We start from the raw sequence: 23,941 nt of genomic DNA, 5'->3' as shown, positions 1-23,941 counted from the left end.
TTACAGACGACTTGACCGAGGCGGCCGTCTCGTACGCTGTGCCCGGGTCGATTTCGATTCAGGCCATCGCTGGGAAGGAGACGCATCGCGTGACCACCACCATCGCAGCCGTCGGAAACCCCCCGCCCGTCACCGTCCGCACCGCCGAACTCGGCGGCCTGGAGCGGATCGTGGACGAGGCGCTGGACGGACGGTCCGCCGTGGCCGAGATCGCCGCGGACCCGGGCAGCGGAAAGTCCCGGCTGCTCACCGCCCTGGCCCGGCTCGCGGAGCGCAGGGGCCTGCGGGTGCTGCGCAGCCGCTGCGCCGAGGCGAGGACCGGGACCCCGGTCGCCCACGGCCCCGTCATCCAGGCCTTCTCCACCTGGCAGGACCAACAGGCTCCCGGCGCGACCGCGCCGCCCACGGCGGAACTCCTGAGCCTGCTCGCCCGGGGACCGGGCCGGGAGGAGCCCGGCGGCGCCGACAGCCGCCGCCCCTACTACGCCGACGTACGGCGGCTCATCGGCGCGTGCCTGGACGCCACTCCCGGCGGGCTGCTGCTCCTCCTCGACGACTACCACTGGGCGGACCCCGGCACCGCCGAACTCCTCAACACCCTGATCAACCGGCCGGTCCCCGGCGGGCTCGCCGTCGCCGTAGCCCACCGGCCGCGTCAGATCCCCGCCGCCGTCCGCGCGCCCCTGCACGAGGGCGTCGAGCAGGGCCGCGTCGACCTCGTGGAGCTGCCCGCCCTGGACCTCGCGCAGTGCGCGGCCGTCCTGCGCGTCGACCCCGCCGACCCTGCGCTGCCCCGGCTGCGGGAACGTGCCGAGGGCGTCCCGCTCTACCTGCTCGCCCTCGCCGAGGAGGAACGGCGGGCCGCCGGTACGGGAACGGTGCCCGCCCTGGACGGCTTCGCGGCACACCTGCACGCCGAGCTCGCGCCGCTCGACGAGGTGACGCTGACCGTCGTACGGGCGGCAGCCGTCCTCGGCGACTCCTTCACCGTCGACGCGGCGGCCGAGGTCGCCGCGGTGGGCCGCGACCGCGGCTGCGCGATCCTCGGCGAACTCCGCCACCGCGATCTCGTACGCCCCGCCGGCGAGCCGGGCAGGCTGACCTTCCGTCACCCGCTGCTCCGCAGACGCCTGTACGAGGCGATCGACTCCTGCTGGCGTTCGGGAGCCCATGGCCGGGCCCTGAGCTGCATGCGCGCGCTGGGCGTGCCCGCCACCGAACTGGCCCCGCACATCGAACGGGCCGGCCCCGGCGCGGGCGCCGCCGACCGGCGGGACCTCGGCACCGCCGCCCACGTCGCCCTCCGGCTGGGCCGGCCCGCCGCGGCGGCGCACTGGCTGACGGTGGCGATCCGGCTCGACCGCGCGGCGCTCGCCGCGGAGAGCACGGGCGGCGGCTCCGGGGAGAACCGCGCCGACCGGACCGGTGGAGGAGCCGGGGCCGTCGAACCCGTCACCGAGGAGCTGTGGCAGGCGGTCGTCCAGCACCTCGCCGCCGCCGGCGACGCCGACCGGGTCGTCCTGCTCGTACGCGAGGTCCTGGCCGGCCCCGCCGCCGGGACCGGGGACCACCGGGCCGACGTCGTCGCCCACCTGTCCGCCGTCCTCGCCGCCCTCGGCCGCGACGAGGAGGCCCAGGGCCTGATCGCCGCCGAACTCTCCGCCGAGCCGGGCCCCTCCCCGGCGGCCGCGGCCATGCTCCACGTGCGCCGACAGGTTTCCAAGGTGCTGGCCGGCCAGGTGCCCGCCCGCGCCGACGTCGAGCGTCTTGTCCGCGTCACGGCGGGAACTGGTCCGGTCACCGAGGCCGGCGCCCTCACGCTGCGCGGAATGTGCGCGGTCGTCGCCGGCGACACCTGCGCCGCCGAACGGTCGCTCCTTGCCGCCGCCCAGACGCTCGACGAACTCGACGACGACGGCCCGGCCGACGAACAGGAGAGCACCCTGCTGCTCCTGCTGGGCTGGGCCGAGGCCCTCATGGGCTGGTACGGCCCCGCGCACGGCCACGCCGAGCGCGCGCTGTCGGCCGTACGGGCCAGGGGGGACGCCCATCTCCTCGCCCCGCTCCTGGACACCCTCGGCTACGTCCACTACCAGTCGGGCCGTATGGCGGACGCGCTGGCGGCGGCCAGGGAGTGCCGGGACGTGGCCAAGGCGGCCGGCCGCAGCGACCACGTCGGCCTCTCCGACGCCATCACGGCGGCGGCCTGGGCGCAGCTGGGCCGCCAGAACCCCGCGGCGCGGCGCGTCCGCCCCGAGCCAGGGGACCCGCTCGAATCCCCCAGGACCCCGCTCAACGCCCTGCTCCAGGCCGAGGCCTACCTCGCGACGGGGGACGGCGAAGCCGCGTTCGCGCTCCTGCTGCCGCGCCGGGAGGCCTGGCGGGTCTCCGAGCCCGTCGCGGTGCTCGCCGCACGGGGCTACGAGCTGCTCGCGGCGGCCGCCGTCACGGCGGGACTCAGGGAGGTCGGTATGACGGCCGAGATCATCGACGAGTGGGCGGCCCACTCCTCGGACGCGGCCGCCGGCGTCGGGATCGCCGAGCAGCGTGGGCACGCGCTGATGGCCCGTGGCCACGCCCTGCTGAGCCGCCGACAGGCGGCCGGGGCGGCGCGCCTCTACGAGGAGGCGGTCGAGCTGCTCGGCACGGAGAGCCCGGCCGGCGCCCGGGCCCGGGAGCTGGTCCGCGAACTGGACCGGCCGGCCAGGACCACCGCCGGGCGGGACGCGGACGCCGGTCCTGAGGCGGCGCTCGCGGACCTCACGCTACGGGAGAAGGAGGTCGCGGCCCTCGCCGGCGAAGGCCGCAAGACCAAGGAGATCGCCCTGCGGCTGACCGTGAGCCCGCGCACCGTGGACGCCCATCTGACCCGTATCTACAGCAAGTTGGGGGTGAACTCGCGGGCCGAGCTGGCCCGGCTGATGGCGCTGGCGGGCTGAGGGAGCGCGATCGCGGTCGCGAGCAGGCCGCGCCGCGCCGCCCAGCGACCGTGGAACGCGCGCAGTTCCCGCCCGGCGAGGCGCGGGCCCGGCACCAGAAGGTCGGCCCGGAACGTGCCGCGCCAGGGATCGAACCGCACCTCGGCCTCCGGGAAGTCGAGGAAGCGCGCCGTCAGTGGGAACCAGGCCTTGTAGACGGCCTCCTTGGCGCTGAACAGGAGCCGGTCCCAGCACAGCCCCGGGCGTAGTCCGGCGAGTTCACGGAGACGGTCCCGCTCGCGTGGCAGTGCCACGGTCTCCAGCATGCCGCGCGGCAGCGGCTCGTCGGGCTCCGCGTCCACACCGAGGGCCGCGGCCTCGTCGGAGCGGGCCACCACGGCCGCCCGGTAGCCCCGGCAGTGCGTCATGCTGCCGACCACGCCCTCCGGCCAGCGCGGGGCCCCGCGCTCCCCCGGCAGCAACGGCCGGTACGCGAAGCCCAGTTCATCGAGGGCCCGGGCGGCGCAGAGGCGTACGGAGGCGAACTCGCGGCGGCGGGAGGGCACCGCGCGCGCGACCACGGCCTCCTCGGCGGGGAGCAGCCGGGCCTCGGGCGGATCGCCGTACACCTCGGCGGAGGCCGTCCAGGACGGCACCAGGTCGCCTATCACGCGGCGCCCCTCGGAAGGTCGGACGGCAGGCCGTGGGGGAGGCCGGACGGAAGACCGCGCGGCGGACGGTGGGGCGGGGAAGGCGCGGCCGGCCGGGGACCGGGCCGGCCGCCCAGGACCAGCCGGGGTCCGGGCGGCCGGGCGCCGCGACGGCGCCACTCGCGCGGGTAGCCCATCGACACCTCCTCGAACCGCACCCCGTCGTGCCAGGTCGTCCGCGGGATGTGCAGGTGGCCGTAGACCACCACCGCGGCGCGGAACCGCAGATGCCAGTCCGCCGTCGCCTCCGTCCCGCACCACAGCGCGAAGTCCTGGTGGCGCAGCACCCGCGTCGGTTCGCGGACCAGCGGGAAGTGGTTCACGAGCACGGTGCGGACGTCGGGCCCGAGCGCGGCCAACCGCCGCTCGGTCACCTCCAGCCGGGCCCGGCACCACGCGGCGGCGCCGTCGTAGGGCTCCGGGTGGATCAGGCTCTCGTCGGCGCACACCACGCCGTGCCCGGCGGCGATCTCCAGGGCCTCCCGCGCGGTCCGTACGCCGGGCTGCCGGAAGGAGTAGTCGTACAGCAGGAAGAGCGGGACCACGGTCACCGGCCCGCCGGGCCCCTGCCACACGGGGTACGGGTCCTCCGGCGTGACGACGCCGAGCGCGCGGCAGACGGCGACCAGGTGCTCGTAGCGAGCCACGCCCCGCAGGTCCGAGGGGTCGCGCGGATGCGTCCAGAGCTCATGGTTGCCCGGCGCCCAGACCACCTTCGCGAACCGCTCGCTCAGCAGCCGCAACGCCCCCTCGACCTCGGTCAGGATCTCGCCGACGTCCCCGGCCACCAGCAGCCAGTCGTCCTCGTGACGGGGTCGCAGGGCGTCGAGGGCCGCGCCGTTCTCCTCGTAGGCCACGTGCAGATCGCTGAGGGCCAGCAGGCTGCCGCTCATGCGCGCAGCGCCCGCGCTCGCGCGGCGCCCGGACCGGACTCCGGCCCGGACCCGGATCCGGGCTCCGGCGCGGAGGCCAGGCCCGTCACCAGGTCGGCGACGTCCGCCAGGTGGTCGGTGAGGAAGAAGTGACCACCCGGGAAGATCCGTAGCGCGAACGACCCGGTGGTGTGCGCCGCCCAGGCCGCCACCTCCTCCGGCGTCGCCTCGGTGTCGCGTTCCCCCGTGAGCCCGACCACCGGGCAGGACAGCGGGGAGACGGCCGTCGGGCGGTACGCGGCCAGCGCCCCGTGGTCGGCGCGCAGCACCGGCAGGACGAGCTCCCGCATCTCGGGATCGTCGAGCAGTCCGGCGTCGGTGCCGCCCAGCGCCCGCACCCTCGCCAGCAGGGCCCGGTCGTCGAGCGGCCGGTCGGCCCCGGTCCGGTGCCGCGAGGGCGCCGGACGACCCGAGACCAGCAAGGCGGCCGGCCCCCGGCCGGGGCGGCGCGCGAGGCGTACGGCCACCTCGTACGCGAGCGAGGCCCCCATGCTGTGGCCCAGGAACAGCCGCGGGCGGGCGCCCGGTGGGGGCAGCGCGTCGGCGATCCGGTCGGCCAGCACGTGGAGGTCGCCGACCGGCTCCTCGCGGTACCGGTCCTGGCGTCCCGGGTACTGCACGGCGGCCACCTCGACGCGCGGTGTCAGCAGCCGGGAGAGGCCGAACCAGTAGGCCGCCGAACCCCCCGCGTGCGGGAAGCAGACGAGTTCCGCCCCGGCGTCGCGGGACGGGTGGAACCGTCGCGACCAGACGCCCTCTTCCTCCCGGGCCACGTCAGCCCGCCATCGGAAGGTCGAGAAGCCGGTCGGAGGTCAGGATCGCCTGGTGCAGGCGGCGCAGCGACCGGCAGGGCTCCAGGCCCAGTTCGGACCGCAGGACCCGCTGGGCCGAGCGGTACACGCGCAGCGCCTCGGCCTGCCGGTCGGAGCGGTACAGCACGAGCATCAGCTGCCGGTAGAAGGACTCGCGCAGCGGGTACTGGGCGATCAGCCCGGTCAGCAGGCTGATCACCTCCCGGTGCCGGCCGAGCGCCGTGCGTGCCTCGACGGACAGCTCCAGGCAGTCGAGGCGCTCCTCCTCCACCCAGGTGGCGAAGGCCGAGAGCGCCGGTCCCTCGGCCGTCCCGTCGAGCACCGGGCCGCGGACGAGCAGCAGCGCGCCCTCGAAGGCCTCCAGAGCCTCCTCGTACCGGCCGGCGTGCTGCTGGGCGCGTCCGGCGCGCATCAGCTCCTGGAAGTCGTCGACGTCGAAGCCGGCGCCGTCCAGTCGCAGGACGTATCCGGAGGGCTTGGTGACGACGGCCCCGCCCTCGTGGTCCCCGGCGGCGGCGAGGAACTTGCGCAGCTGGGAGAGATAGACGTGGACGGCGGCCGAGGCCCGGCGGGGCGGCGCGGTGCTCCACAGCTCGGCGACGAGTTGCTCCTTGGTGGTGACGCGTCCGGCGGACAGGAGCAGTGTGGCCAGCGTCAACTCCATCTTGGGAGCGCTCAGCGTGTGGTGGGCGCCGGTGTCGTCCGAGACGAGGAGCGGACCCAGTAGTTCGTAGCGCATCGGTACCCCCGTGGCGTGGCGGAAACGTTGGGCGTGTGCCTGGGCTTCACTCTTCGTGGCCGAGAGGTGTCCACGCATCGGGGAAAGTACGTACGTAGGCCGAATGGCCGAAAACGGATGGCGCGTGTCGGTGATCGGCATGCCCGAGTCACCCGTTTCGTACCGCCTCCCGTATCGCCTCCCGTGCCGCCGCTTTGGAACGGCTTTGGCGGTCCGCCCCACCATCCGCGCATGCCGCCGTATGTGTCGCGCTGCCTGAAGGCGCTGGGTGACTGGCTGATCGCCGCCGGCCAGGTGTGGATCCCGCCCCCACCGCCCCCGCTGTCCGAGAAGCCGCCGCCGGGTCATCCCGAGCGGCTCGTCGAAGGGGTCGCCCTGACCGAAGTCGAACGACGGCTCCGTGACGAGTTGCCGGGCTGGCCGTGACGGTGGCCGGAAACGCCTGGACCGCGCGGGTCCCGGGCCGTACGGAACCGGGAAGGACCGCCCGGCGTCCCTCCCGAGATGAGCGAGAACCCGTCACGTCCCGGGGAGGACGGCGCCCGCGGCGACCGGACGGTGGACGCCGTCGGGCTCGGCCCCCAGGGACCGACCAGCGGGCCCGCCCGGGCGGACGAGATCATGCGCCGCTCCTCCCGACGGCCGGAAGCCGGACGGCACGGCACGGTGCCGGTGACCGAGATGCCGCGCTCGGCCTGGAAGATGCGCAGGACGTCCTCCGTCTCCGTGGTGAAGTGGCCTGTGACGGCGGTCGGACGACCCGCCCCGGTCAGGAGCGACTGGACGGCCGTCACGGCCGGGCCACGGTCCCCGCCGCCCACCGGGGCCACCAGCCGCGGCCACGTGTCGCGGCCGACCCGCCCGTCCTGGACCAGCCCCAGGGACGTCTGGAAGCGGATGACCTGCTCGACGGTCGGGCTGTCGACGGTTCCGGTGACCGTGACGGGATGGCCGCGGGCCTTGAGCAGGTACTGCACCGTACGGGCCTCCCACAGGACGTCACCCAGGCGCACGACGGGCCATTGGTCGGGGACCGCCGTCGCGTCGGTGACGGATGTGACGGACGTGTCGGCGGCGGCGGGGCTCACCGCCGGCGGGGCCAGGACCGGGGCCGGGGCGGGCAGGGCGCTCACGCGGGCGCGTGGCACCCGGCGTGCCTCCTGGGCGGGCCACGACAGCCGTAGCGCCTCCTCCAGCTCCCCGGCCGGGGCCGACGTCCGGTCGGGGCCCACCGGCGCGGGCGACCGCCGAAGCGTCACGTCGAGGGGGAGCCGTCGGGGCCGGCCGCGCGCGTCCTGGCCGCGGCTCCCGACCGGGGGACGCCGTCGACGGACACACAGATGCCGAAGACGCGGCCGTAGCCGGTCCAGCCGTTGACGCGGCCGCGGTTGTTGCTGATCTGCACCCGCTTCCTGGCGGGATCCACGGCCGACACCAGGTGCAGATGGACCGTCCCGGCGACACGGGCCAGGACGACGTCCCCGACCTCCACCTTCGACGGGTCGACGGGAACGACCACCACCTGCTGCCGGCTGCGTATCAGCGGGACCATCGAGGAGCCGCTGGGCCGGAACGTCACCGTGGCGCCACCGGCGACCCTGTCCGCCACCGCATCCCATGCACCCATCCGGGGAGCGTGGCAGATTCCCGCGCGTCAGCCCACCGAATTACCGGCCCACCAGGTGTCCACGACGCCTCGGACGATTCCGAGGTCGACGAGGTCCTGCGGGCGGAGGCGCAGGTGGTCGGCCGTCGCGGCGGCGTCCTCCGGCGGACGTTTGAGGATGGACGCGGCCGCCTCCGGGGCGATGACCGAGAAGTAGCTGTCGGGCGTCGCCCAGAGGTTGCCCGGGGCGGCGAGGGCGAGCGCGCCGCCCGAGCCGCCCTCACCGATGAGGAGGGACGTGAGGGGGACGCGTGCGGAGGCGACGGCGGCGAACAGGTCGGCGATCGCGGGGCCCGCGCCCGCGTGTTCCGCCGCGGGGTCGTTGGCCGCCCCCGGCGTGTCGATGAGGGTGAGGACCGGGATCCCCAGCCGTTCGGCGAGCCGTACCAGCCGGGCGGCCGTCCGGAAGCCGGCCGGGCGGGTCGCCGTACCGCACTGCGCGGCGTACGCGACGGTACGGCCGTCGGGAAGCCGGCCGAAGCCGCACCGCATCCCCGGGTCGACGCCTCCGCAGCGGTCGCCGGAGAGCTCCTCCCGTCCGGTGAGATGCGCGTCGAGGTACGCGGCGGCCCGGGGCCGCTCGGGGTGCCGGGCGCGTGCCACGGCCTCACGGCCGCTCGCGGCGGGCGGCCTGCCGGGGGTGCCGAGCGCCCGAGGCGGCGGGACCGGGCCGTCGGCGGGGCGGGTGAGCAGGGAGAGCCAGCGCCCCAGGGTGTCGCGCAGCTCGGCGGGAGGCACGATCCCGTCGACGTGGCCATGGGCGAGCTGCGTCTCGGCGGTGTACGCGAGGGGGTCGGCGTCCGGCGGACGGACGCGGGAGCCGGCGAAACCGACCTGTACGCCGGGCAGGGCCAGGACCACGTCGGATCCGGCGCCGAGCGTGGCCCAGCCGCCGCCCGTCGTCGGATCCCGCAGGACGGCGATCTGCGGCAGCCCGGCGGCCCGGGTCAGCTCCGACTCGCGCGCCAGGAACTGGAGTTGGAGCAGGGCCCGCATGCCCTCGTGCATCCGGCTGCCGCCGGTGGCCGGCAGGACGACCACGGGCAGCCGTCGTGCCCGGGCCAGTGCGTGGGCCGCGGCGGCACGCGCCCCCGTCCGCTCGCCGAGGGAACCGCCGAGGAATCCGAACTCGAACGAGATCAGCACCGCCCGCACCCCGCCGATCACGCCCGTACCGCAGACCACCGACTCGGTCTCCCCGGTACGGGCGGAGGCGCGCGCGTGCGCCGCCGAGTAGCCGGGCCAGCCGATCGGCCCGTCGTCCGCCAGGGGCCCCTCGTCGAAGGGGAGCTCGGTGAAGTCGTCGCCGGTGACGAGGGCGATCGCCTCGCGTGCCGTCGTCGGTTCGCTCATGGGTGGCCTCGCAGCTCGTCGCCGGAGCGTGGGGAGGGGCGGCCGGGGCAGGCGTGCCGCCCGGTGCGTACGCCCCTCCACCGTACCGCCCGGCCGTGCGCCACCACCGTCCGGCCGCTGCCCGCTGCCCGCTGCCCGCTGCCCGCTGCCGACCGTCGGCCCCCGCCACGGCGAGCGCTCTGTTCAGGGCGTGAACGCGGGACGGCGGCCGATCCGCTCCCGGTCGGCCTCCGTCCCGAAGCGCAGGTCGATCGCCCGCGTGGCCGCTGCCCACTCCCGCATCGTCCGCACCGGGGTCAGCGTCTCCACCACGAACGGGTCCGACCAGCGGGCGACGGCCCGCCGCCACAGCTCCGTGGGCGAGTCCGTCAGGACGTTGCCGACGGTTCCCTCGTACGCCGCCATCGCACGGACCGCGCCGTCCGGCTCGATCTGGAGCACCGGCAGGAAGACGCCCTCGCGGATCAGGTCGGGGCGCATCTGCAGAGCCAGATTGTCGGTCGTCGTGACGCGGACGCCCGGCGGGGCGAGTTCCTGGAGCCGTCGCGCGTACTCCGCGCCGCCAAGGAGCCGTACCTGCTCGTCCGAGAGCAGTTCGTGCTCCGCGAAACCCCGCCGGCTCGCGAGCCCCTCAGGGACGACGGCGCCGAACGACACCTGCGCGAGGCCGGGGAACCGGCCGGCGACGGCGGTCACGAACGCCTCGACCTGATGGGCGTTGCCGCGCATCACCACGTAGTCGACGCCGACGGCCGTCCCTTTCCCGCGCTGGGCGCCCCCCGCCTCGGTCAGGAGCTCCAGGGCGGTCACGGCCCGGTCGAAGGAGCCACGCCGTCCACGGATCCGGTCGTGGACCTCGGCGGTGGCCCCGTCGAGGCTGACGTTCACTCCGGAGAAGGCTTCCACGACGGCCCCGGCCGACGACCGGTCGAGCGTCCAGCCGCTGGTGAAGAGCGACACCGGCACCCCCGCCGCCGTGAACCGCTCCGCCACCGCGAAGAGTTCGGGGACGAGCAGCGGCTCGCCCCCGGCCAGGCACACGGCCTGCGTGCCGAGGTCCAGGATCGCGTCGGCGGCGCGCAGCATGTCGTCGGCGGAGAGGCGGCGCGCCGGGCGGCGGCCGGACTCGGAGTAACAGTGTGTGCACCGCAGCGGGCAGGCGTACGTGATGTCCCAGAGGACTTCCAGCGGGTGATCGGGGATCTCCACGGCAGCTCCTCAGCCCTGTACGGGTACGGGTGCGGGACCGGCCAGGGGCGCGGGCCCGCGTGCGGGCGCCTGCGCGCGGCCGTCCTCGTGACCTCGGCCGTGGTCCTGACTCCGGTGGTCGTCGGCGCGGGTCGGGGCGAGCACCACCCACAGGCGGCGGCGCTCCGGTTCCGTCCCGGGGCCGGCCGTGCCGAGCGTCATGCGCGGGAAGCGGGTGAGGAGGGTGTCGAAGGCGATGCGGATCTCCGCGCGGGCGAGTGCCGCGCCCAGACAGTGCTTGTGCCCGAGCCCGAACGAGAGGTGCGGGTACGGCGTCCGGTCGGGATCGAAGCGGTCCGGCTCCTCGAAGCGGGCGGGATCCCGGTTGACGGCCACCAGCGCGCAGTGCGCCCCGCTGCCCGCCGCCAGCGGGGCGCCGTCCACCTCGGTGGGGGCCGCGGCGTACCGGGAGGAGAGCGCCGTCGGGGTGACGTACCGCAGCAGCTCCTCGATCGTGGCGTCCAGCCGGCCGCGGTCGGACCTGAGCGCCTCCCAGTGCTCCCGCTGTTCGAGCAGGAGCTCAAGGCCGTCGTTGAGCAGCCGGGTGACCGGGCGGTGGCCGGCGACCAGCAGGAACCTGACGGCTGCCAGGGTGTCCTGCCGCAGCAGTTCCGCGTCCTCGCCGCCCTGCCGGAGCATCGCGCTGATCAGGTCGTCCCCGGGGGCGTCCGCCCGTTCCTCGATCAGCCCCCCGAGGTAGCGGGCGAGGGCATGGCCCGCGCTCTCCGTGACGGTGGTCGCCTCGCCGTACTCCGCGATCCAGCCGTACACGTAGTCCCGGACGTGGCGTCGCTCCGCTTCCGGGATGCCGAGGAGCTCGCAGAGCACGGCGACGGGGAAGGGGCGGGAGAAGGCCTCCACCAGGTCGACGGTCCCGCCCGCCGGCACGGCCGCGAGCAGCCGGTCGGCCTCCCGCTGGATGCGCGGGAGGAGCGCCGCCACCCGGCGGTGCGTCAGATGACGGGAGACGGTACGGCGCAGCCTCCGGTGCTCGTCGGCCGGCAGGAAGAACAACTGCTCCTCGTCGCAGGCCTCTTCGTCCGCCCCGCTCCGCATGGACACCGCGAGCGGATGGTCGCCGCGCAGCGCCGGTTCCACGAGCGCCGCGGCGGCGACCTCGTACCGGGTGATCATCCAGCCGGTCTCGCGACCGCCGAGGCTGACCTCCGGTGTGCCGGACTCGCGCAACCGGGTCAGGGCGGCGTGGTCCCTGAGCATGTCGGCGCCGATCACGGGCGGTTGACCGGATGCGCCGTACGGGCATTCCATCGGGCGGTCCTCCTTCAGACGGTGGGTTCGAGGAACTGGGTGGCGGCGAGCTCGGCGTAGAGCGGATCGGTGGTCAGCAGCTCGGTGTGGGTGCCCACGGCGCGTACGATCCCGCCGTCGAGGACGACGATCCGGTCGGCCATGGCCACCGTGGACAGCCGGTGCGCCACGATCAGGACCGTCGTCGTCCGGGCGGCGTCGGCCACCGTGTCCCGGAGCGCGGCCTCGTTCACGGCGTCCAGCTGGGACGTCGCCTCGTCCAGGAGGAGCAGCCGGGGGCGGCGGAGCAGCGCGCGGGCGATCGCCACCCGCTGGCGCTGGCCGCCGGAGAGCCGGGTGCCCCGGTGCCCCACCAGCGTGTCGAGGCCGTCCGGCAGCCGCTCCACGAGCGTGTCGAGGCGGGCCGTGCGCAGGACACCGGCCAGCTCGGTGCCGCTCGCGTCGGGCCGGCCGAGCAGCAGGTTGTCCCGGAGCGAGCCCGAGACGACGGGGGCGTCCTGCTCCACGTACCCGATGACGGAACGGAGTTCGCGCAGGTCCCAGGTGTCGAGGGGGCGCCCGTCGAGCAGGATGCCGCCGGACGTCGCCTCGTAGAAGCGCTCCAGGAGCGAGAAGAGCGTGGTCTTCCCCGCGCCGGACGGCCCGACGAACGCGGTCGTGCCCCGGGGCGGCACGGCGAAGCTCACCCCGCGGTGTACGGGCGGCAGTTCGGGCCCGTAACGGAAGTGCACGTCCCGGAACTCCAGCGCGGCGGGTGCGGGGACGGGTGCGGCTACGGGAGTGGGTGCGGCCACGGGAGCGGGTGCGGGGCCGTCCTGGCCGTCGGCGGGTCCGGGCGCGCCGGCCGCCGGTTCGGCGCGCAGCGCCTCCGTCTCCCTGATGCGCGTCACCGCGGCCGCCCCCAGGTGGTACTGGCTGACGCCGCCGACGACCTGCCGTACGGCGGGGACCAGATAGAACACGTACATCAGGAAGGCGATGAGCCGACCCACGTCAAGGGCTCCTGACGCGACCCGGCTGCCGCCGATCGCGAGGACGGTGAAGAAGGCGGTCTGCACGGCGAGTTCGGCGGTGTTGCCCGCGAGCGCGAGCCACTTCGCCGCGCGTACACCGGCCCGCCAGGAGCTTTCGGCCGCTTCGTGCACGGCGGCCTCGGCGCGGTCCTCGGAGCCGGACGCCTTGACGGTGCGCAGGGCGCCGAGGGCCCGTTCGAGGGCGGCGCCGACCTGGCCCACCGACTCCTGGGCGGCGGTGCCGGCCTCGGTGACCCGCGTCATCACCGAGCGGACCACCCAGCCGGCGAGGAGCAGGACCCCGACGGTCACCGCGGTCAGCACCGGGTCGAGCAGGCACATGAGCGTCGCCGTCACGACCAGCGTGAGGGCTCCGGTGGCGGTGCCGACGAGCGCGTCGGTGGTGGCCTGCCGCAGCAGCGCCGTGTCGGAGGTGACGCGCGCGATCAGGTCACCGGGCTCGGTCCGGTCGAACTCCGCGATCCGTAGGCGCAGGAGGTGGGAGGAGAGCCGGCGCCGCGCGGTCAGGACGACGGTCTCCGCCGCCCGGCCGAGGACGTACTGCGCGACCGGACCCGCGAGGGCGGTGACGGCGACGAGCAGCCCCATGGCGAGCAGGACCCCGTCGAGGGGCCGGTCGTGGCTGAGCGCGTCGATGAGCCGCTCGGCCACGAGCGGGATCGTCAGACCGGCCGCGGCGGTGACAAGGGTCAGGAAGCCGCCGAGGGCGAGTGCGGGCAGGCAGGGACGGATGTGCCCGAACAGGACGCGCCGGACGGACGGCGCCTCGCCGGCCGCGGGGCCGGTGCGGGGGTGCGCGGGAGGCGCGGAATCCTCGGGGGGAGCGGGGCGTACGGGGTGCGGTTCCACGGGGTTCCTCGAAGCGGGTCGGGAGGCCGGTGCCGGTGCCGGGGCGGGTGGTGCGGGGACGGGCGCGCCGGAGCGCCGGTGACGTGACGGATGCCGGGACGCCGGTGCGGCCTGGTGGCCGGTGCCGGGGCCGCCGTGAGGGGCGGCCCCGGCACCGGGACCGTCAGCAGGTTCCCTTGTACGAGGTCACGATGCTGTTGCACGGGTGCGCGGACTGGGTCTCACCGAGCGACTGGAGCTGAAGGACGCATGCCATCTCTCTCACCTCCTTCCGGGTTCCGGTACGGGCTCCCCGGCCGCGGGCGCCCGCAGGTCGAGGAAGGGGACGATCGACGCGTTCCGTTCGAACGCGACGCCGAGGGCAACGAGCACTCCCGCCGAACCGCTGTCCAGGTCCATGGACAGGCGCAGGAGCTGGTTGCCGGGGAAGGCCGGACGGCCTTCGTGGGAGACGGCGTGCCAGGACAGCCGGCGGACGTGCTCGCGCACGTGCGGCCGGTCCTCGGGCACGTCGAGAAGTCCGAGGGTGGTGATGAGGCCGGCGCGCCCCATGAACAGCGCGGGATGGCGGACGAAGACCGCGCGGCAGGCGTGCCGTACCCCGGCGATCACCCGCGCGAACTCGGCGGGGTCGGGATCGAGCGGGCCCCGAGGGGCGGAGCCGTCGCCCTCCGGGAGCAGGTCGAGGTACCGGGCGAGAACCAGCGCGAGGCCGCCGCTGCCCGGCCCGAGGTACACCAGGCGCCGGTTGCCGTACAGCATCTGGTAGCCGCCGTCCGGCAGGAACTGCCCCCGGTCGGTCTCGCGGCGCAGCGCCGTTCCGGCCGGCTCCAGGAAACGGGGGTCGCCGGTCACCTCGTACAAGCGCAGGAAGAAGTAGGCCACTCCGGTGAGCCCGTGTTCGAGCCCCACCCGTCCCCCCTGCGGGAACATCGGCGAGTCACCGCGTTCCAGCTGCGCCGCGAGCGACTCGCCGAGGGACAGCGCCTCGTCCCGCAGCTCCGTGTCCCCGGTGAGCGCGGCGAAGCCGAGCAGTCCCAGGCCCGCGCCCGCGAGACCGGAATGGATGCCCGGAGCCCGCAGGCCGGCGTGGAGCGCCCGGGCCCGGTCGAGCACCTCAAGGGCTTCGGCGCGCCGCCCCAGCGTCTCCAGGGCCGCCGCCACGCCGTGCAGGCCGTCCATCAGACCGGGACGCGGGTCCTCGGCGCGCCGCACGGCCGCCGTCAGCCAGTCCACGTACTCCTCCGGTACGGCGGCCCCGACCTGGCGCAGCGCCCAGAGCACCCCGGCGGCGCCGGAGGCGACCGTGAGGCCGCCCGTACCGAACTGCTGCGGGTCGCCGGGGAAGAGGCGGTCGGCGCGGCCGGGCGTGGCGCTCGTGTGGATGCCGGCGACGAGCGCGTCGCGGACGGCGGGCCAGGTCTCGGGCGCGCCGGCGAGCAGCCGGGCCGCCGTGTCCTCGCCGAAGGGCTCGCGGCCCGCCCCGAGCTTGCGGACCAGACGGGCCCCGAAGCCCTCGGGCACCGGGAAGTGCGCGGTGACGACATCGGTGAGCGTGGCGTACTTGACCGGGTCGCGCTCCTGGAGCGGACTGATCGGCAGGAACATCCACTGCCGCAGACAGTTCATCGCGTACTCGTCGGCCTCGCGGCCCGTCATGCCCTCCGGCGCGGTGAAGCCGGGCGCGCCGAGCGGGGGTGGCTTCGGGTCGTCGAGGTCGGTCGCGATCTCGAAGTCGATCAGGGCGACGCGTCCGTCGGGACGCACGATGATGTTCGCCGGGTGCAGGTCGGCGAAGCGGACGCCCCGGGCGTGGACGGCCATCAGGGCGCGGTCCACCTTGGCCAGGACGTCGGTCGCCCACCGGGTGTACTCGGCGAGCCACTCGTCCGACGGCTCGGGGCTGCCCAGCGGGTACCGGGCGAACACCTCCTCGAGGAGCGTCTCGCCCTCGATGTACTCCTCGACCAGGAAGTGGTGCTCCCAGACGACGAGATGGCCGAGGACCCGGGGCACGCAGTCGAGGCCGCTCAGCCGTTCCAGGGTCTTCCTCTCCCGCGTCAGCCGGGTCACCGCGTCGGAGCCGTCGTGGTCGAGCCCCGCGTGCGGCCGGGCCTCCACGAGCACGACGTAGCCCCCGGACTCCCGGGACCGGGCGAGGTACACGCCGCCGCCGTTGGAGAAGTGGAGCGCCTTCTCGATCAGGTACGGGAACTCCTCCCCGCCCGCCGTGCGCCGCTCGACCGACGCACGGAGCACCTCGGGGACCGTCACCCACTCGGGCACGGTGAACACGGGGTCGCGGCGGTCCGGCACCAGGGTGCCGTCCGGGGCCCGTACCGCGTAGACGAGCTCGCCGCCGGGCGCCGTGTACGTGAGCGGGACGAAGGCGCCGTACCGGACGTACACGGGGGAGTCCTCGTACCGGACGTCGCTGAGGACGTACGGCCCGGTGAAACCCTTCAGGAGGGCCGCGAGCTCCGGCAGGAGCCGGGCGAGGACCGACTCGTCCGCCGGGTAGAGGGTGAGGAGCTTGCCGCTGCCGCCCCGGTCGGCGTACTTGCTGTTGAGGAGGCGCAGCGCGGCCGTGCTGCGGAGGAACTTGAACGTCACGCCCCGGCCGAGACAGAACTCCGACACGAGGTCGCACACCGCGTCCGCGTCGGCGGCGGTGGCCGACACGTGGATCTTCCAGCCCTGCTCGGGCAGCCGTCCGCCCTCCGGCTCGACGACCACCCAGAGGCCGTTGGCGCGGCGGCGCCACCCGGGCGGGCAGGGCCGGCCGGCGGCGGCGAGACGGCTGTCCTCGTCCCGCATGTGCCAGGGCGGTTCGAAGAAGTCCGGATCGGCCTGACAGTAGGCCATCAGCTCCGGAATCGTGGTGGCTTCCATGCGTACGTCTCCCGTGCGAGAAGAAGGATGTGGGGCGCGCGGTGGCGGCGCGCTGTCGCGGCACAGCGGCGGGCGGCGCCGCGCGCGGTGACGAGCGGCGGTGCTACGGACCGTGTTCGGGTCCGAGGAGGACCGGGAGCGCGAGGAGGTAGCGCACGCGGTTCCGCCGGTAGTGCAGGTCCCGTACGCCGGGCGCGAGGCCGAGCCCGGGAAACCGGCGCGCCAGGGTCTCCATTGCCGTGCGGACCACCGCCCGTGCGAACTCCGCACCCAGGCAACGGTGATGACCGTGACCGAAGGACGCGTGCGGGTTCGGCGCGCGGCCGAGATCGAGCCCGCCGGCGCCGGAACAGGCCCCAGGGAACAGGGCGGGGTCGTGGTTGGCCGCCGTCAGGGAGGCCATGACACGGTGCCCCGCCGGAATCCGTACACCGGCCACCTCGACCGGCACGACGGCGCGCCGTGCGAACCCCACCGGATACGGGGTGACATGGCGCAGCAGCTCCTCCGTGGCCGGCCCGGCGACGGAGTCCGGCGCCCCGGTGAGCAGCCGCCAGTGGGCGCGGTCCGCGAGGAGCGCGGCGACACCGTTCCCGACGAGCGTCGTCGTCGGCCTGGCCCCCGACACCAGGAGCAGCCGCGCGGCGGCGATCAGCTCCTCGTCCCGTACGAGGTCACCCTCCGCGCCGCACACCCAGCCGAGGAAGTCGTCGGTGGGGCGCTTCCGTCGCTCCGCGACGAGACCGCCGAGGTACGCGTCCACGTCCTCGTGCGCGGCCGGCGGCGGTGTCGGCACCCGCCGGACCAGCCAGTCACGCAGGTACGGCCGGTCCGGCTCCGGTACGCCGAGGAGCTCGCAGAGCGCGTCCACGGGCAGCGGGAGCGCGAACGAGGCCACGAGATCGATCTCCCGGTCCCGGGGCAAGGCGTCCAGGAGCCCGTCGGCGAGCCGCCGCAGCCGGGGGAGGAGCGCGCCGACCCGCGCGGCGGTGAGATGCCGCCCGACGAGCGCACGCAGCCTGGCGTGCTCCCCGGCGTCGACGGTGACGGTGTCGGCCTCACCTTCGTGGACGGAGGCCAACTCCGCGGGCTGCGCCCGGTATCCGGCGGTCGACTCGGTGGGCGACCGCAGCCCGGGATCGGTCAGGACGGCCCGCGCGGCGGTGTGACCGGTCACCACCCACGTCGGTACGGAGCCGGGCACGGCGAGCCGGTGCACGGGCCCGGCCTCGGCGAACCGCCGCATGGCGGACGGGTCGTGCAGGAGGGACGGTGCGAGCGTTCGGTTCCGCACGGGGCAGGCGGCCGCGCCGGGTGCCGGGCCCGGGGATCCGCCCAGATTCGCCAGAAATCGGTCGACGGCTTCGGCTTCGGCTTCGGCCTCGGACTCGGCCTCGGACCTCGCTTCGACGGGTCCCGCTTCGACGGGTCCCGGGACCACCAGGACCGGGCACGACAGTTCGTACCGCGTGGCATCCGCGTCCGGCGGTTCCGGGGCGAGCGCCACCACGGCGGTCACCCGCTCCGGGTGCCGGTCCGCCAGCTCGAACGCCGCGCCGCAGGACCGTCCCGTCGCCACGAGGACCACGGTGTCCGGGCTGTCCGCCGCCCCCAGATACGCGGCGAGGACCGAGGTCCACACCCGCGCACCGGACCCGGCCGGCACGGAGAGCACCCGCGACCGCAGTCCGTGGGCCTCGGCCAGGGCCCGGATCCCTTTCGACGGGTCCCCGGTGCCGGCATCGGTATCGGAACCGCCGTCGGCACCAGAACTGGCATCGGCTCGATCCCCGACCCCGGCACCGGCGCAGGGACCGGAAACGGCACCCGATCCCCTGCCCCCGGCCGAACCCCCCGGCCGTTCCCCCGCGAGGAACACGAGCTCCCCGGATTCCCTCCACGCCGGCACGGCGCCCATGTCGTACTCCCCCCGAAGCACTCCGACGATCCGCGGACCTCGTTCGCGATGCCCGCCTGCCGCATAGCCTCCGTCGGCGTGGGGAACGGCGACAGAGTGGACACCTACTCAATCCCCGGCAGACACCTACTCAACGGACACGCGCGGCAGCCGCGTCGCGGACAGGCGTGGGCATGACCGCGGCCGGTGACGGCACCCCGCTGCCCTTCACCGGGCGCCACGCCGAACTGGAGCGCCTGCGCGGGGCGTTGCGCAGGCCCGGCTGCCGAGGCGTCGTCATCACGGGCGGCGGCGGCGTCGGAAGGAGCCGGCTCGCCACCGAGTTCGCCGACGAGGCGGAGGCGCACCACAGGACCGTCCGCCTCCCGGTGAACGAGGCGGCCTCCGGCGTCCCCTTCGCGGCCTTCGCCCCGTACCTCACCGGCCCCCTGCGGCCCGACGAACTCGGCTGTCACTTCAAGGAGTTGCGGGAGGACCTGAGTGCCCCGGAAGGCCGTCCCCGCACCCTCCTCCTGGTGGACGACGTCCACCACCTGGACCGTTCCTCCCTCACCCTGCTGTCCGCCCTGGCCACCGACGCCGCCACCGGTCCGGGACCTGGCCTCTTCCTCGCGGCGACCCTGCCGCAGGACGCCGAATGGCCCGAGGCCCTCCGTGCCCTCTGGCACCAGGACGCCCTGGAGCACCTGCGGATAGGCCCCTTCGACCGGGCCACCACCGCCCGGCTGCTCAGCGAGACGCTCGGAGCGCCCGTGGCGGCGCCCGCCGTCCGGGCGCTGTGGGAGGCCGGACGGGGCAACGCCCTGTGGACCAGGGAGATCCTGCGCGCCGCCGTACGGGAAGGGACCCTGCGGCCCGTGGACGACGTGTGGTGTCTCACCGGGCCGCTGGACGACACCGTGCTCGACGCCCCCGCCGAAGGACGCTTCCGCAGGCTTCCCGAGGACCGGCGCACCGTCCTGCGCCTGCTCGCCCTCTGCGGACCGGTCGGGCTCGCCGACGTCCTCAGCCAGGTGACAGCCGCGGCCCTCGCGGAGCTCGAGGAGGAGAACCTCGTCGCGGTCACCGAGGACGGGCGGCGCCGGCGGGTCCGTCTCGCCCACCCCTGGCACGCCCTGCTGCTGCGCCGCACCACGCCCCGCTTCCTCGCCCGTACCCTGCTGCTCGAACAGGCCGGCCGGGTGCGGGCGTACGGAGCGCGGCGGCGCCGCGACGCCCTCGCGCTCGCCCGGTGGGAGCTCGACGCGACCGGCACGGCCGACCCCGACCTGCTGGTCCGCGCGGCGGGGCACGCCCTGGACGAGGGGGACGTCGACACGATGTGCCGGCTCGCCCGCGCCGCACTCGCCCAGGGACCCCATGTGGTCGCGGGGCTGCTGCTCGGCGAAGGACTGGGCCAGCACGGCGAGTTCGCCGAGAGCGTTCCGGTCCTCGAGCGGGCCTTCGACGCGGCCCGGGCACCCGGCGAGGTCGAGTCCGCCGCCGCGGCGCTCGCCCAGCACCACCTGTACGGCAGGGGCGACGCGGAGGCCGCGTACGAGGCACTCGCCCGGGCGGTCGACCGGATCGGTCCCCGGCCCGCCCTCACGGCCTGCCGGGCCACGCTGCTCAGCGCCGTCGGCCGCAACGAGGAGGCGGCGGAAGCACTGCGCCCGGCTGCCGGGGCGGGTACGGCCGACGGCACGCGCGCCGCTCCCGAGGCCGACGCCACCCGCGCCGACAGCACCCGCGCCGCCCCCGACGTCGACGCCACCCTCGCTGACCCTGACCCTGACCCTGACCCTGACCCTGACCCTGACCCTGCCCCTGACCCTGCCCCTGACCCTGATCCTGGCCCCGACGGCGCTTCCCCCGTTCGTGGCACCGGGCCCGGCGGGGCATGGACGCAGGAGGACGTGCTGCTGTTGCAGGCCCACTTGCGCGTGCGGCTCTCCTCGGGGCGGGTCGACGACGCCGTACGGACCGGTCGGCACGCGTACGCGATCCAGTGCGGGCTCGCCGACCGGTGGACCGCCTACTACCCGGCCCGCAGCCTGTATCTGGTGGCGGCCGCCCTCCTGGAGTCGGGGCGCCTCGACGAGGCGGAGCGCACGGCGCTCGAAGGGCAGGAGGCGATGCGGGACGCGGTCCCGGCGCTCACCGTGTGGTTCGCCTGGGTCCGGGGCCGGATCGCCCTCGAACGCGGCCTGGTCACCGACGCGCTGGCCCACTTCAGGGAGGCCCGCGCGCTCGCGCGGCTCTGCGGGCAGGCCTTCGCCGAGCAGCGGGCGCTCGCGGGACTCGTTCTCGCCGCCGCCCAGACCGGGCACGTGGCACCGGAGGCGGAGGCCCTCGCGAACGCGGAGGGAGGGGCACCGCTCCTCCCGCCCGAGGCACCCCTCCTCCAGACCGACACACTCCGGGCGCGGGGGTGGGTGATGTTCCTGCGCGGTGCGGCGGGTCCCGCACGGCGCCTGATGCTGACCGCCGCCCGCGAGGCCCTCGCCCGGGGCGAGGCGACCGTCGCGACCGCCCTCCTCCACGACGTCCTGCGCTGGGGCCCGGACCACCGGCGGAGTTCCGGGCAGGCCGGGACCGCGCCGGACGCGCCGGACTCCGACCGTCAGGGCACGTCCGCCGTCGCGGCGGAGCTCACGGCCGCCGCCGCCCTCGTACAGGGTTCCCTCGCGGACGTACGGGCCGCGTACGCGGCGGCGGCGCGGGGGGAGCGGCCGGATCCGGCGGCCCTGGAGGAGGTCGCGGACCGGATGAGCGGGCTCGGCCTGCACCTGTACGCGGCGGAGGCGTTCGGGGAGGCCGCCACCGAGTGGCGCCGCCGCGACCGCGCCGCGAACGCCGCACGGGCCGCCGCCTACGCGCTCGCCCTGCGCGACAGGTGTCAGGAGGCGGCCACCCCGGCACTCGCCGGCGCGGCGGCGGCGGTTCCGCTCAGCGCCAGGGAGCGGGACATCGCGCTGATGGCCGCGCGCGGCCGTACGAGCCGGGAGATCGCCGAGACGTACGTGCTGTCGGTACGGACGGTGGAGAACCACCTCGGAAGGATCTACCGCAAGCTGGGCGTCTCCGGCCGCACGGACCTCGCGAGCGTCCTCCTCGCCTGATCGATCCGACCGAGCCCACCCCGCGCGCCCCGCCCGCCCCCCCTAAGAGGGCGCGGGGCGCGGCTCACGCCAGGATCCCGCTCCCGTGCGGCGCGTACAGGTCGAGGAGCCGGACCCGGGTCACATGGAGGCGGTGGGCCAGGATCGCACCCACCCAGAACATGACCGAGGAGCCGAACTCCGCGTCCGAGAGGCACATCGAGCGGACGGCCGGGGCGTCGAACTCGTACGCCCGTACCGGCGTCATCGCCTCGGCTCCCGACTGGCACAGATACGGCGGGAACAGCCACGACAGGCCCACCAGCTCGCCGTGGCGCAGGGTCTCGATCACGGGCGACCCGCGGCCCGGCACCTTCGCGTCGAGCGTCACCGCGCCCGTCTTCACGATCCAGAACCGGTCGGCGTGCTGCTGCTCCTCGAACAGCCGGTGACCGGGATCGAAGTGCACGTCCTCGGCGAAGGCCATCAGGCGTTCCCGGTGCTCCGACGGCAGCGTGCTGACCTTGGGTGCGGCTCTGCTCATGGCGGACCCTCCTCGCGCACTCGGCTCCCTCCCCAGTGTCCGTCAGGCCGTCCCCGCGCGCCCGCTCCAGGGGCGCACGCCCCCGACGTCCGCACCCGCGCGCCTCGCACGTCCTCGCCCACGTGCCGCGGTCACTTCCCGATACGGGCGCTCACCCTCCGCGCACCCCGCTCCGTCCGTGCCCCGCACCCCGCTCCATCCGTGCCGGGTACCCCGCTCCGGCGTGCGGGGCACGGACGGAGGGCGGAGCATGAACGTGAGAAGAGAGCGGCAAGCGGGGGCGTGAGCCAGGAGGGTGCCATGCCCGTCCCGGAAAGCGGCGACACGCTCGTCGTGCTGCGTGGCGTCGACAAGCACTTCGGCACCCTGCACGTCCTCCAGTCCATCGATCTGACGATCCACCGCGGCGAGGTCGTCGTCGTCATCGGGCCGTCCGGCGGTGGAAAATCGACACTCTGCCGCGCGATCAACCGCCTGGAGAGCATCGACAGCGGCGAGATCGTCGTCGACGGGCGCCCCCTGCCCGCCGAGGGTCGCCAACTCGCCGCGCTGCGGGCCGACGTCGGCATGGTCTTCCAGTCCTTCAACCTCTTCGCGCACAAGACGGTGCTCGACAACGTCACGCTGGGCCAGATCAAGGTCCGCAAGAAGGACCGGAAGGCGGCCGAGGAGCGTGCCCGCGCGCTCCTCGACCGGGTCGGTGTCGCCTCGCAGGCGGACAAGTACCCGGCGCAGCTCTCCGGCGGGCAGCAGCAGCGCGTGGCGATCGCCCGTGCCCTCGCCATGGATCCGAAGGTGATGCTCTTCGACGAACCGACGTCCGCGCTCGACCCCGAGATGATCAACGAGGTCCTGGAGGTCATGCAGCAGCTGGCCAGGGACGGCATGACCATGGTGGTCGTGACCCACGAGATGGGCTTCGCCCGTTCCGCCGCCAACCGGGTCGTCTTCATGGCCGACGGCAGGATCGTCGAGGAGACGACCCCGGACGAGTTCTTCAGCAACCCGCGCAGCGACCGTGCCAAGGACTTCCTGTCCAAGATCCTCCACCACTGAGCCGCGGCCGGCATAGTGCCGCGACCGTCGCCCGACCAGCAGCCCCCAGGGGTGATCCTCATGAACCCGATCAGGACCGGCAGGGCCGCCGTGGCCGTCGCCGCGGCCGTCGTCCTCTCCGTGACCTCCGCAGGATTCGCGAACGGAGCGGCCGGAACGGCCGGCGAGGTGCCACGCGACCACGGTGAGGACCAGATCACCGTCGGCATCAAGTTCGACCAGCCGGGCGTCGGTCTGAAGACCCCCGACGGCACCTACACCGGCTTCGACGTCGACGTGGCCACGTACGTCGCCAAGGAACTGGGCCACGACCCGTCCGACATCGTGTGGAAGGAGGCCAAGAGCGCGGACCGGGAGACGATGCTCCAGCGCGGTGACGTCGACTTCATCGCGGCCTCGTACTCGATCAACGACGAACGGGCCGAGAAGGTCGACTTCGCCGGCCCCTACCTCCTCGCCCACCAGGACGTGCTGATCCGCGCCGACGACGACTCCATCAAGAAGCCGTCCGACCTGAACAACAAGAAGCTCTGCTCGGTCACCGGCTCGACCTCCGCGCAGAACGTCAAGGACGAGATCGCCCCCGACGCCCAACTCCAGGAGTACGGCGGTTACTCCGAGTGCCTGACCGGACTCGAGAACGGTGTCATCGACGCCGTCACCACCGACGACTCGATCCTCGCGGGATACGCCTCGCAGAGCCAGTTCAAGGACAAGTTCAAGCTCGGCGGCTTCAAGATGAGCAACGAGAACTACGGCATCGGCGTCCAGAAGGGCAGCGACCTCAAGGGCAAGATCAACACGGCCCTGGAGAAGATGGTCGACGACGGCTCCTGGGAGGCGGCGGTGAAGAAGAACTTCGGCCCCGCCGGCTACCAGAACGAACCCGCCCCGAAGATCGGCGTCGTCGTCGAGTGAGCG

General features: G+C 74.8%; 18 protein-coding genes. 5 read left to right on the top strand and 13 right to left on the bottom strand.

Translation table 11 applies throughout. The features are described from left to right. The first annotated feature begins 89 nt into the window (after positions 1-89). Complete coding sequence (locus ACFWUY_RS19040) at positions 90-2,939, top strand: AAA family ATPase (RefSeq protein WP_384109132.1); 2,850 nt, start codon at positions 90-92, stop codon at positions 2,937-2,939. Here ACFWUY_RS19040 and ACFWUY_RS19035 read toward each other — a convergent pair. The 4 genes from ACFWUY_RS19035 to ACFWUY_RS19020 are packed head-to-tail and all read right to left on the bottom strand — an operon-like array spanning position 2,876 to position 6,111. Then, positions 2,876-3,589 (bottom strand): 4'-phosphopantetheinyl transferase, encoded by a 714-nt coding sequence (locus tag ACFWUY_RS19035; protein ID WP_384109129.1) that lies wholly within the window; start codon positions 3,587-3,589, stop codon positions 2,876-2,878. The two genes, ACFWUY_RS19040 and ACFWUY_RS19035, sit on opposite strands and share 64 nt — an antisense overlap. Then, on the bottom strand, positions 3,586-4,521 hold the full coding sequence (locus ACFWUY_RS19030) for a metallophosphoesterase (RefSeq protein ID WP_384109126.1): 936 nt from the start codon (positions 4,519-4,521) through the stop codon (positions 3,586-3,588). The genes ACFWUY_RS19035 and ACFWUY_RS19030 overlap by 4 nt, the downstream gene beginning before the upstream one ends. Further along, positions 4,518-5,333, bottom strand: coding sequence for a thioesterase II family protein (locus ACFWUY_RS19025; RefSeq protein WP_384109123.1), 816 nt, complete (start codon positions 5,331-5,333; stop codon positions 4,518-4,520). The genes ACFWUY_RS19030 and ACFWUY_RS19025 overlap by 4 nt, the downstream gene beginning before the upstream one ends. Position 5,334: 1 nt before the next feature. Beyond that, positions 5,335-6,111 (bottom strand): BTAD domain-containing putative transcriptional regulator, encoded by a 777-nt coding sequence (locus ACFWUY_RS19020; RefSeq protein ID WP_384109120.1) that lies wholly within the window; start codon positions 6,109-6,111, stop codon positions 5,335-5,337. 117 nt (positions 6,112-6,228) lie between these two features. Between ACFWUY_RS19020 and ACFWUY_RS19015 the strand changes: the two genes are divergently transcribed. Continuing rightward, the gene (locus ACFWUY_RS19015; protein ID WP_384109232.1) at positions 6,229-6,537 is read left to right on the top strand and encodes a DUF6059 family protein; all 309 of its coding nucleotides are present in this window, start codon (positions 6,229-6,231) and stop codon (positions 6,535-6,537) included. Here the strand turns inward: ACFWUY_RS19015 and ACFWUY_RS19010 are convergent. From ACFWUY_RS19010 to ACFWUY_RS18975, 8 genes are all read right to left on the bottom strand, one after another. Beyond that, the gene (locus ACFWUY_RS19010) at positions 6,456-7,259 is read right to left on the bottom strand and encodes a peptidoglycan-binding protein (RefSeq protein ID WP_384109117.1); all 804 of its coding nucleotides are present in this window, start codon (positions 7,257-7,259) and stop codon (positions 6,456-6,458) included. The two genes, ACFWUY_RS19015 and ACFWUY_RS19010, sit on opposite strands and share 82 nt — an antisense overlap. Positions 7,260-7,366: 107 nt before the next feature. After that, on the bottom strand, positions 7,367-7,738 hold the full coding sequence (locus ACFWUY_RS19005) for a S26 family signal peptidase (RefSeq protein ID WP_384109114.1): 372 nt from the start codon (positions 7,736-7,738) through the stop codon (positions 7,367-7,369). A gap of 27 nt (positions 7,739-7,765) precedes the next feature. Further along, positions 7,766-9,130: a carboxyl transferase domain-containing protein gene (locus ACFWUY_RS19000; protein WP_384109111.1), complete on the bottom strand. Its 1,365-nt coding sequence runs from the start codon at positions 9,128-9,130 to the stop codon at positions 7,766-7,768. A gap of 183 nt (positions 9,131-9,313) precedes the next feature. Continuing rightward, on the bottom strand, positions 9,314-10,339 hold the full coding sequence (locus ACFWUY_RS18995; RefSeq protein ID WP_384109108.1) for a radical SAM protein: 1,026 nt from the start codon (positions 10,337-10,339) through the stop codon (positions 9,314-9,316). Positions 10,340-10,348: 9 nt separating this feature from the next. Further along, positions 10,349-11,647, bottom strand: a complete 1,299-nt coding sequence (locus ACFWUY_RS18990) for a cytochrome P450 (RefSeq protein WP_384109105.1) — start codon at positions 11,645-11,647, stop codon at positions 10,349-10,351. A 14-nt stretch (positions 11,648-11,661) separates the two neighbouring features. Continuing rightward, positions 11,662-13,425: an ABC transporter ATP-binding protein gene (locus ACFWUY_RS18985; RefSeq protein WP_384109229.1), complete on the bottom strand. Its 1,764-nt coding sequence runs from the start codon at positions 13,423-13,425 to the stop codon at positions 11,662-11,664. 366 nt (positions 13,426-13,791) lie between these two features. After that, the gene (gene lanKC, locus ACFWUY_RS18980; protein ID WP_384109102.1) at positions 13,792-16,422 is read right to left on the bottom strand and encodes a class III lanthionine synthetase LanKC; all 2,631 of its coding nucleotides are present in this window, start codon (positions 16,420-16,422) and stop codon (positions 13,792-13,794) included. A gap of 103 nt (positions 16,423-16,525) precedes the next feature. After that, on the bottom strand, positions 16,526-18,088 hold the full coding sequence (locus ACFWUY_RS18975; protein WP_384109099.1) for a cytochrome P450: 1,563 nt from the start codon (positions 18,086-18,088) through the stop codon (positions 16,526-16,528). A 425-nt stretch (positions 18,089-18,513) separates the two neighbouring features. On the opposite strand from ACFWUY_RS18975, the gene ACFWUY_RS18970 reads away from it, so the two are divergent. Next, positions 18,514-21,441 carry a LuxR C-terminal-related transcriptional regulator gene (locus tag ACFWUY_RS18970; protein ID WP_384109096.1) on the top strand — a complete coding sequence of 976 codons (2,928 nt, stop codon included), beginning with the start codon at positions 18,514-18,516 and terminating at the stop codon, positions 21,439-21,441. Between the two features lie 64 nt (positions 21,442-21,505). Here the strand turns inward: ACFWUY_RS18970 and ACFWUY_RS18965 are convergent, their stop codons facing one another. Further along, positions 21,506-21,964 (bottom strand): Crp/Fnr family transcriptional regulator, encoded by a 459-nt coding sequence (locus tag ACFWUY_RS18965; protein ID WP_384109094.1) that lies wholly within the window; start codon positions 21,962-21,964, stop codon positions 21,506-21,508. 300 nt (positions 21,965-22,264) lie between these two features. Between ACFWUY_RS18965 and ACFWUY_RS18960 the strand changes: the two genes are divergently transcribed. Next, positions 22,265-23,020 (top strand): amino acid ABC transporter ATP-binding protein, encoded by a 756-nt coding sequence (locus ACFWUY_RS18960; RefSeq protein ID WP_384109091.1) that lies wholly within the window; start codon positions 22,265-22,267, stop codon positions 23,018-23,020. A 60-nt stretch (positions 23,021-23,080) separates the two neighbouring features. Beyond that, a complete protein-coding gene (locus ACFWUY_RS18955) occupies positions 23,081-23,938 on the top strand; it encodes a glutamate ABC transporter substrate-binding protein (RefSeq protein ID WP_384109088.1) in 858 nt (285 codons plus the stop codon). The last annotated feature ends 3 nt before the right edge of the window (positions 23,939-23,941 follow it).

The organism is Streptomyces sp. NPDC058664, assembly GCF_042716635.1.
In the GTDB taxonomy this organism is placed as follows: Bacteria; Actinomycetota; Actinomycetes; order Streptomycetales; family Streptomycetaceae; genus Streptomyces.
This window is presented reverse-complemented; position numbering and strand designations above follow the sequence as displayed.

Bases quoted from the DNA above. Each gene is read 5' to 3' on its own strand.
- lanKC (WP_384109102.1), bottom strand. From the start codon at position 16,422: ATGGAAGCCACCACGATTCCGGAGCTGATGGCCTACTGTCAGGCCGAT.
- ACFWUY_RS19015 (WP_384109232.1), top strand. From the start codon at position 6,229: ATGGCGCGTGTCGGTGATCGGCATGCCCGAGTCACCCGTTTCGTACCG.
- ACFWUY_RS19030 (WP_384109126.1), bottom strand. From the start codon at position 4,521: ATGAGCGGCAGCCTGCTGGCCCTCAGCGATCTGCACGTGGCCTACGAG.
- ACFWUY_RS18955 (WP_384109088.1), top strand. From the start codon at position 23,081: ATGAACCCGATCAGGACCGGCAGGGCCGCCGTGGCCGTCGCCGCGGCC.
- ACFWUY_RS18965 (WP_384109094.1), bottom strand. From the start codon at position 21,964: ATGAGCAGAGCCGCACCCAAGGTCAGCACGCTGCCGTCGGAGCACCGG.
- ACFWUY_RS18990 (WP_384109105.1), bottom strand. From the start codon at position 11,647: ATGGAATGCCCGTACGGCGCATCCGGTCAACCGCCCGTGATCGGCGCC.
- ACFWUY_RS18970 (WP_384109096.1), top strand. From the start codon at position 18,514: ATGACCGCGGCCGGTGACGGCACCCCGCTGCCCTTCACCGGGCGCCAC.
- ACFWUY_RS19005 (WP_384109114.1), bottom strand. From the start codon at position 7,738: ATGGGTGCATGGGATGCGGTGGCGGACAGGGTCGCCGGTGGCGCCACG.
- ACFWUY_RS18960 (WP_384109091.1), top strand. From the start codon at position 22,265: ATGCCCGTCCCGGAAAGCGGCGACACGCTCGTCGTGCTGCGTGGCGTC.
- ACFWUY_RS19020 (WP_384109120.1), bottom strand. From the start codon at position 6,111: ATGCGCTACGAACTACTGGGTCCGCTCCTCGTCTCGGACGACACCGGC.
- ACFWUY_RS19000 (WP_384109111.1), bottom strand. From the start codon at position 9,130: ATGAGCGAACCGACGACGGCACGCGAGGCGATCGCCCTCGTCACCGGC.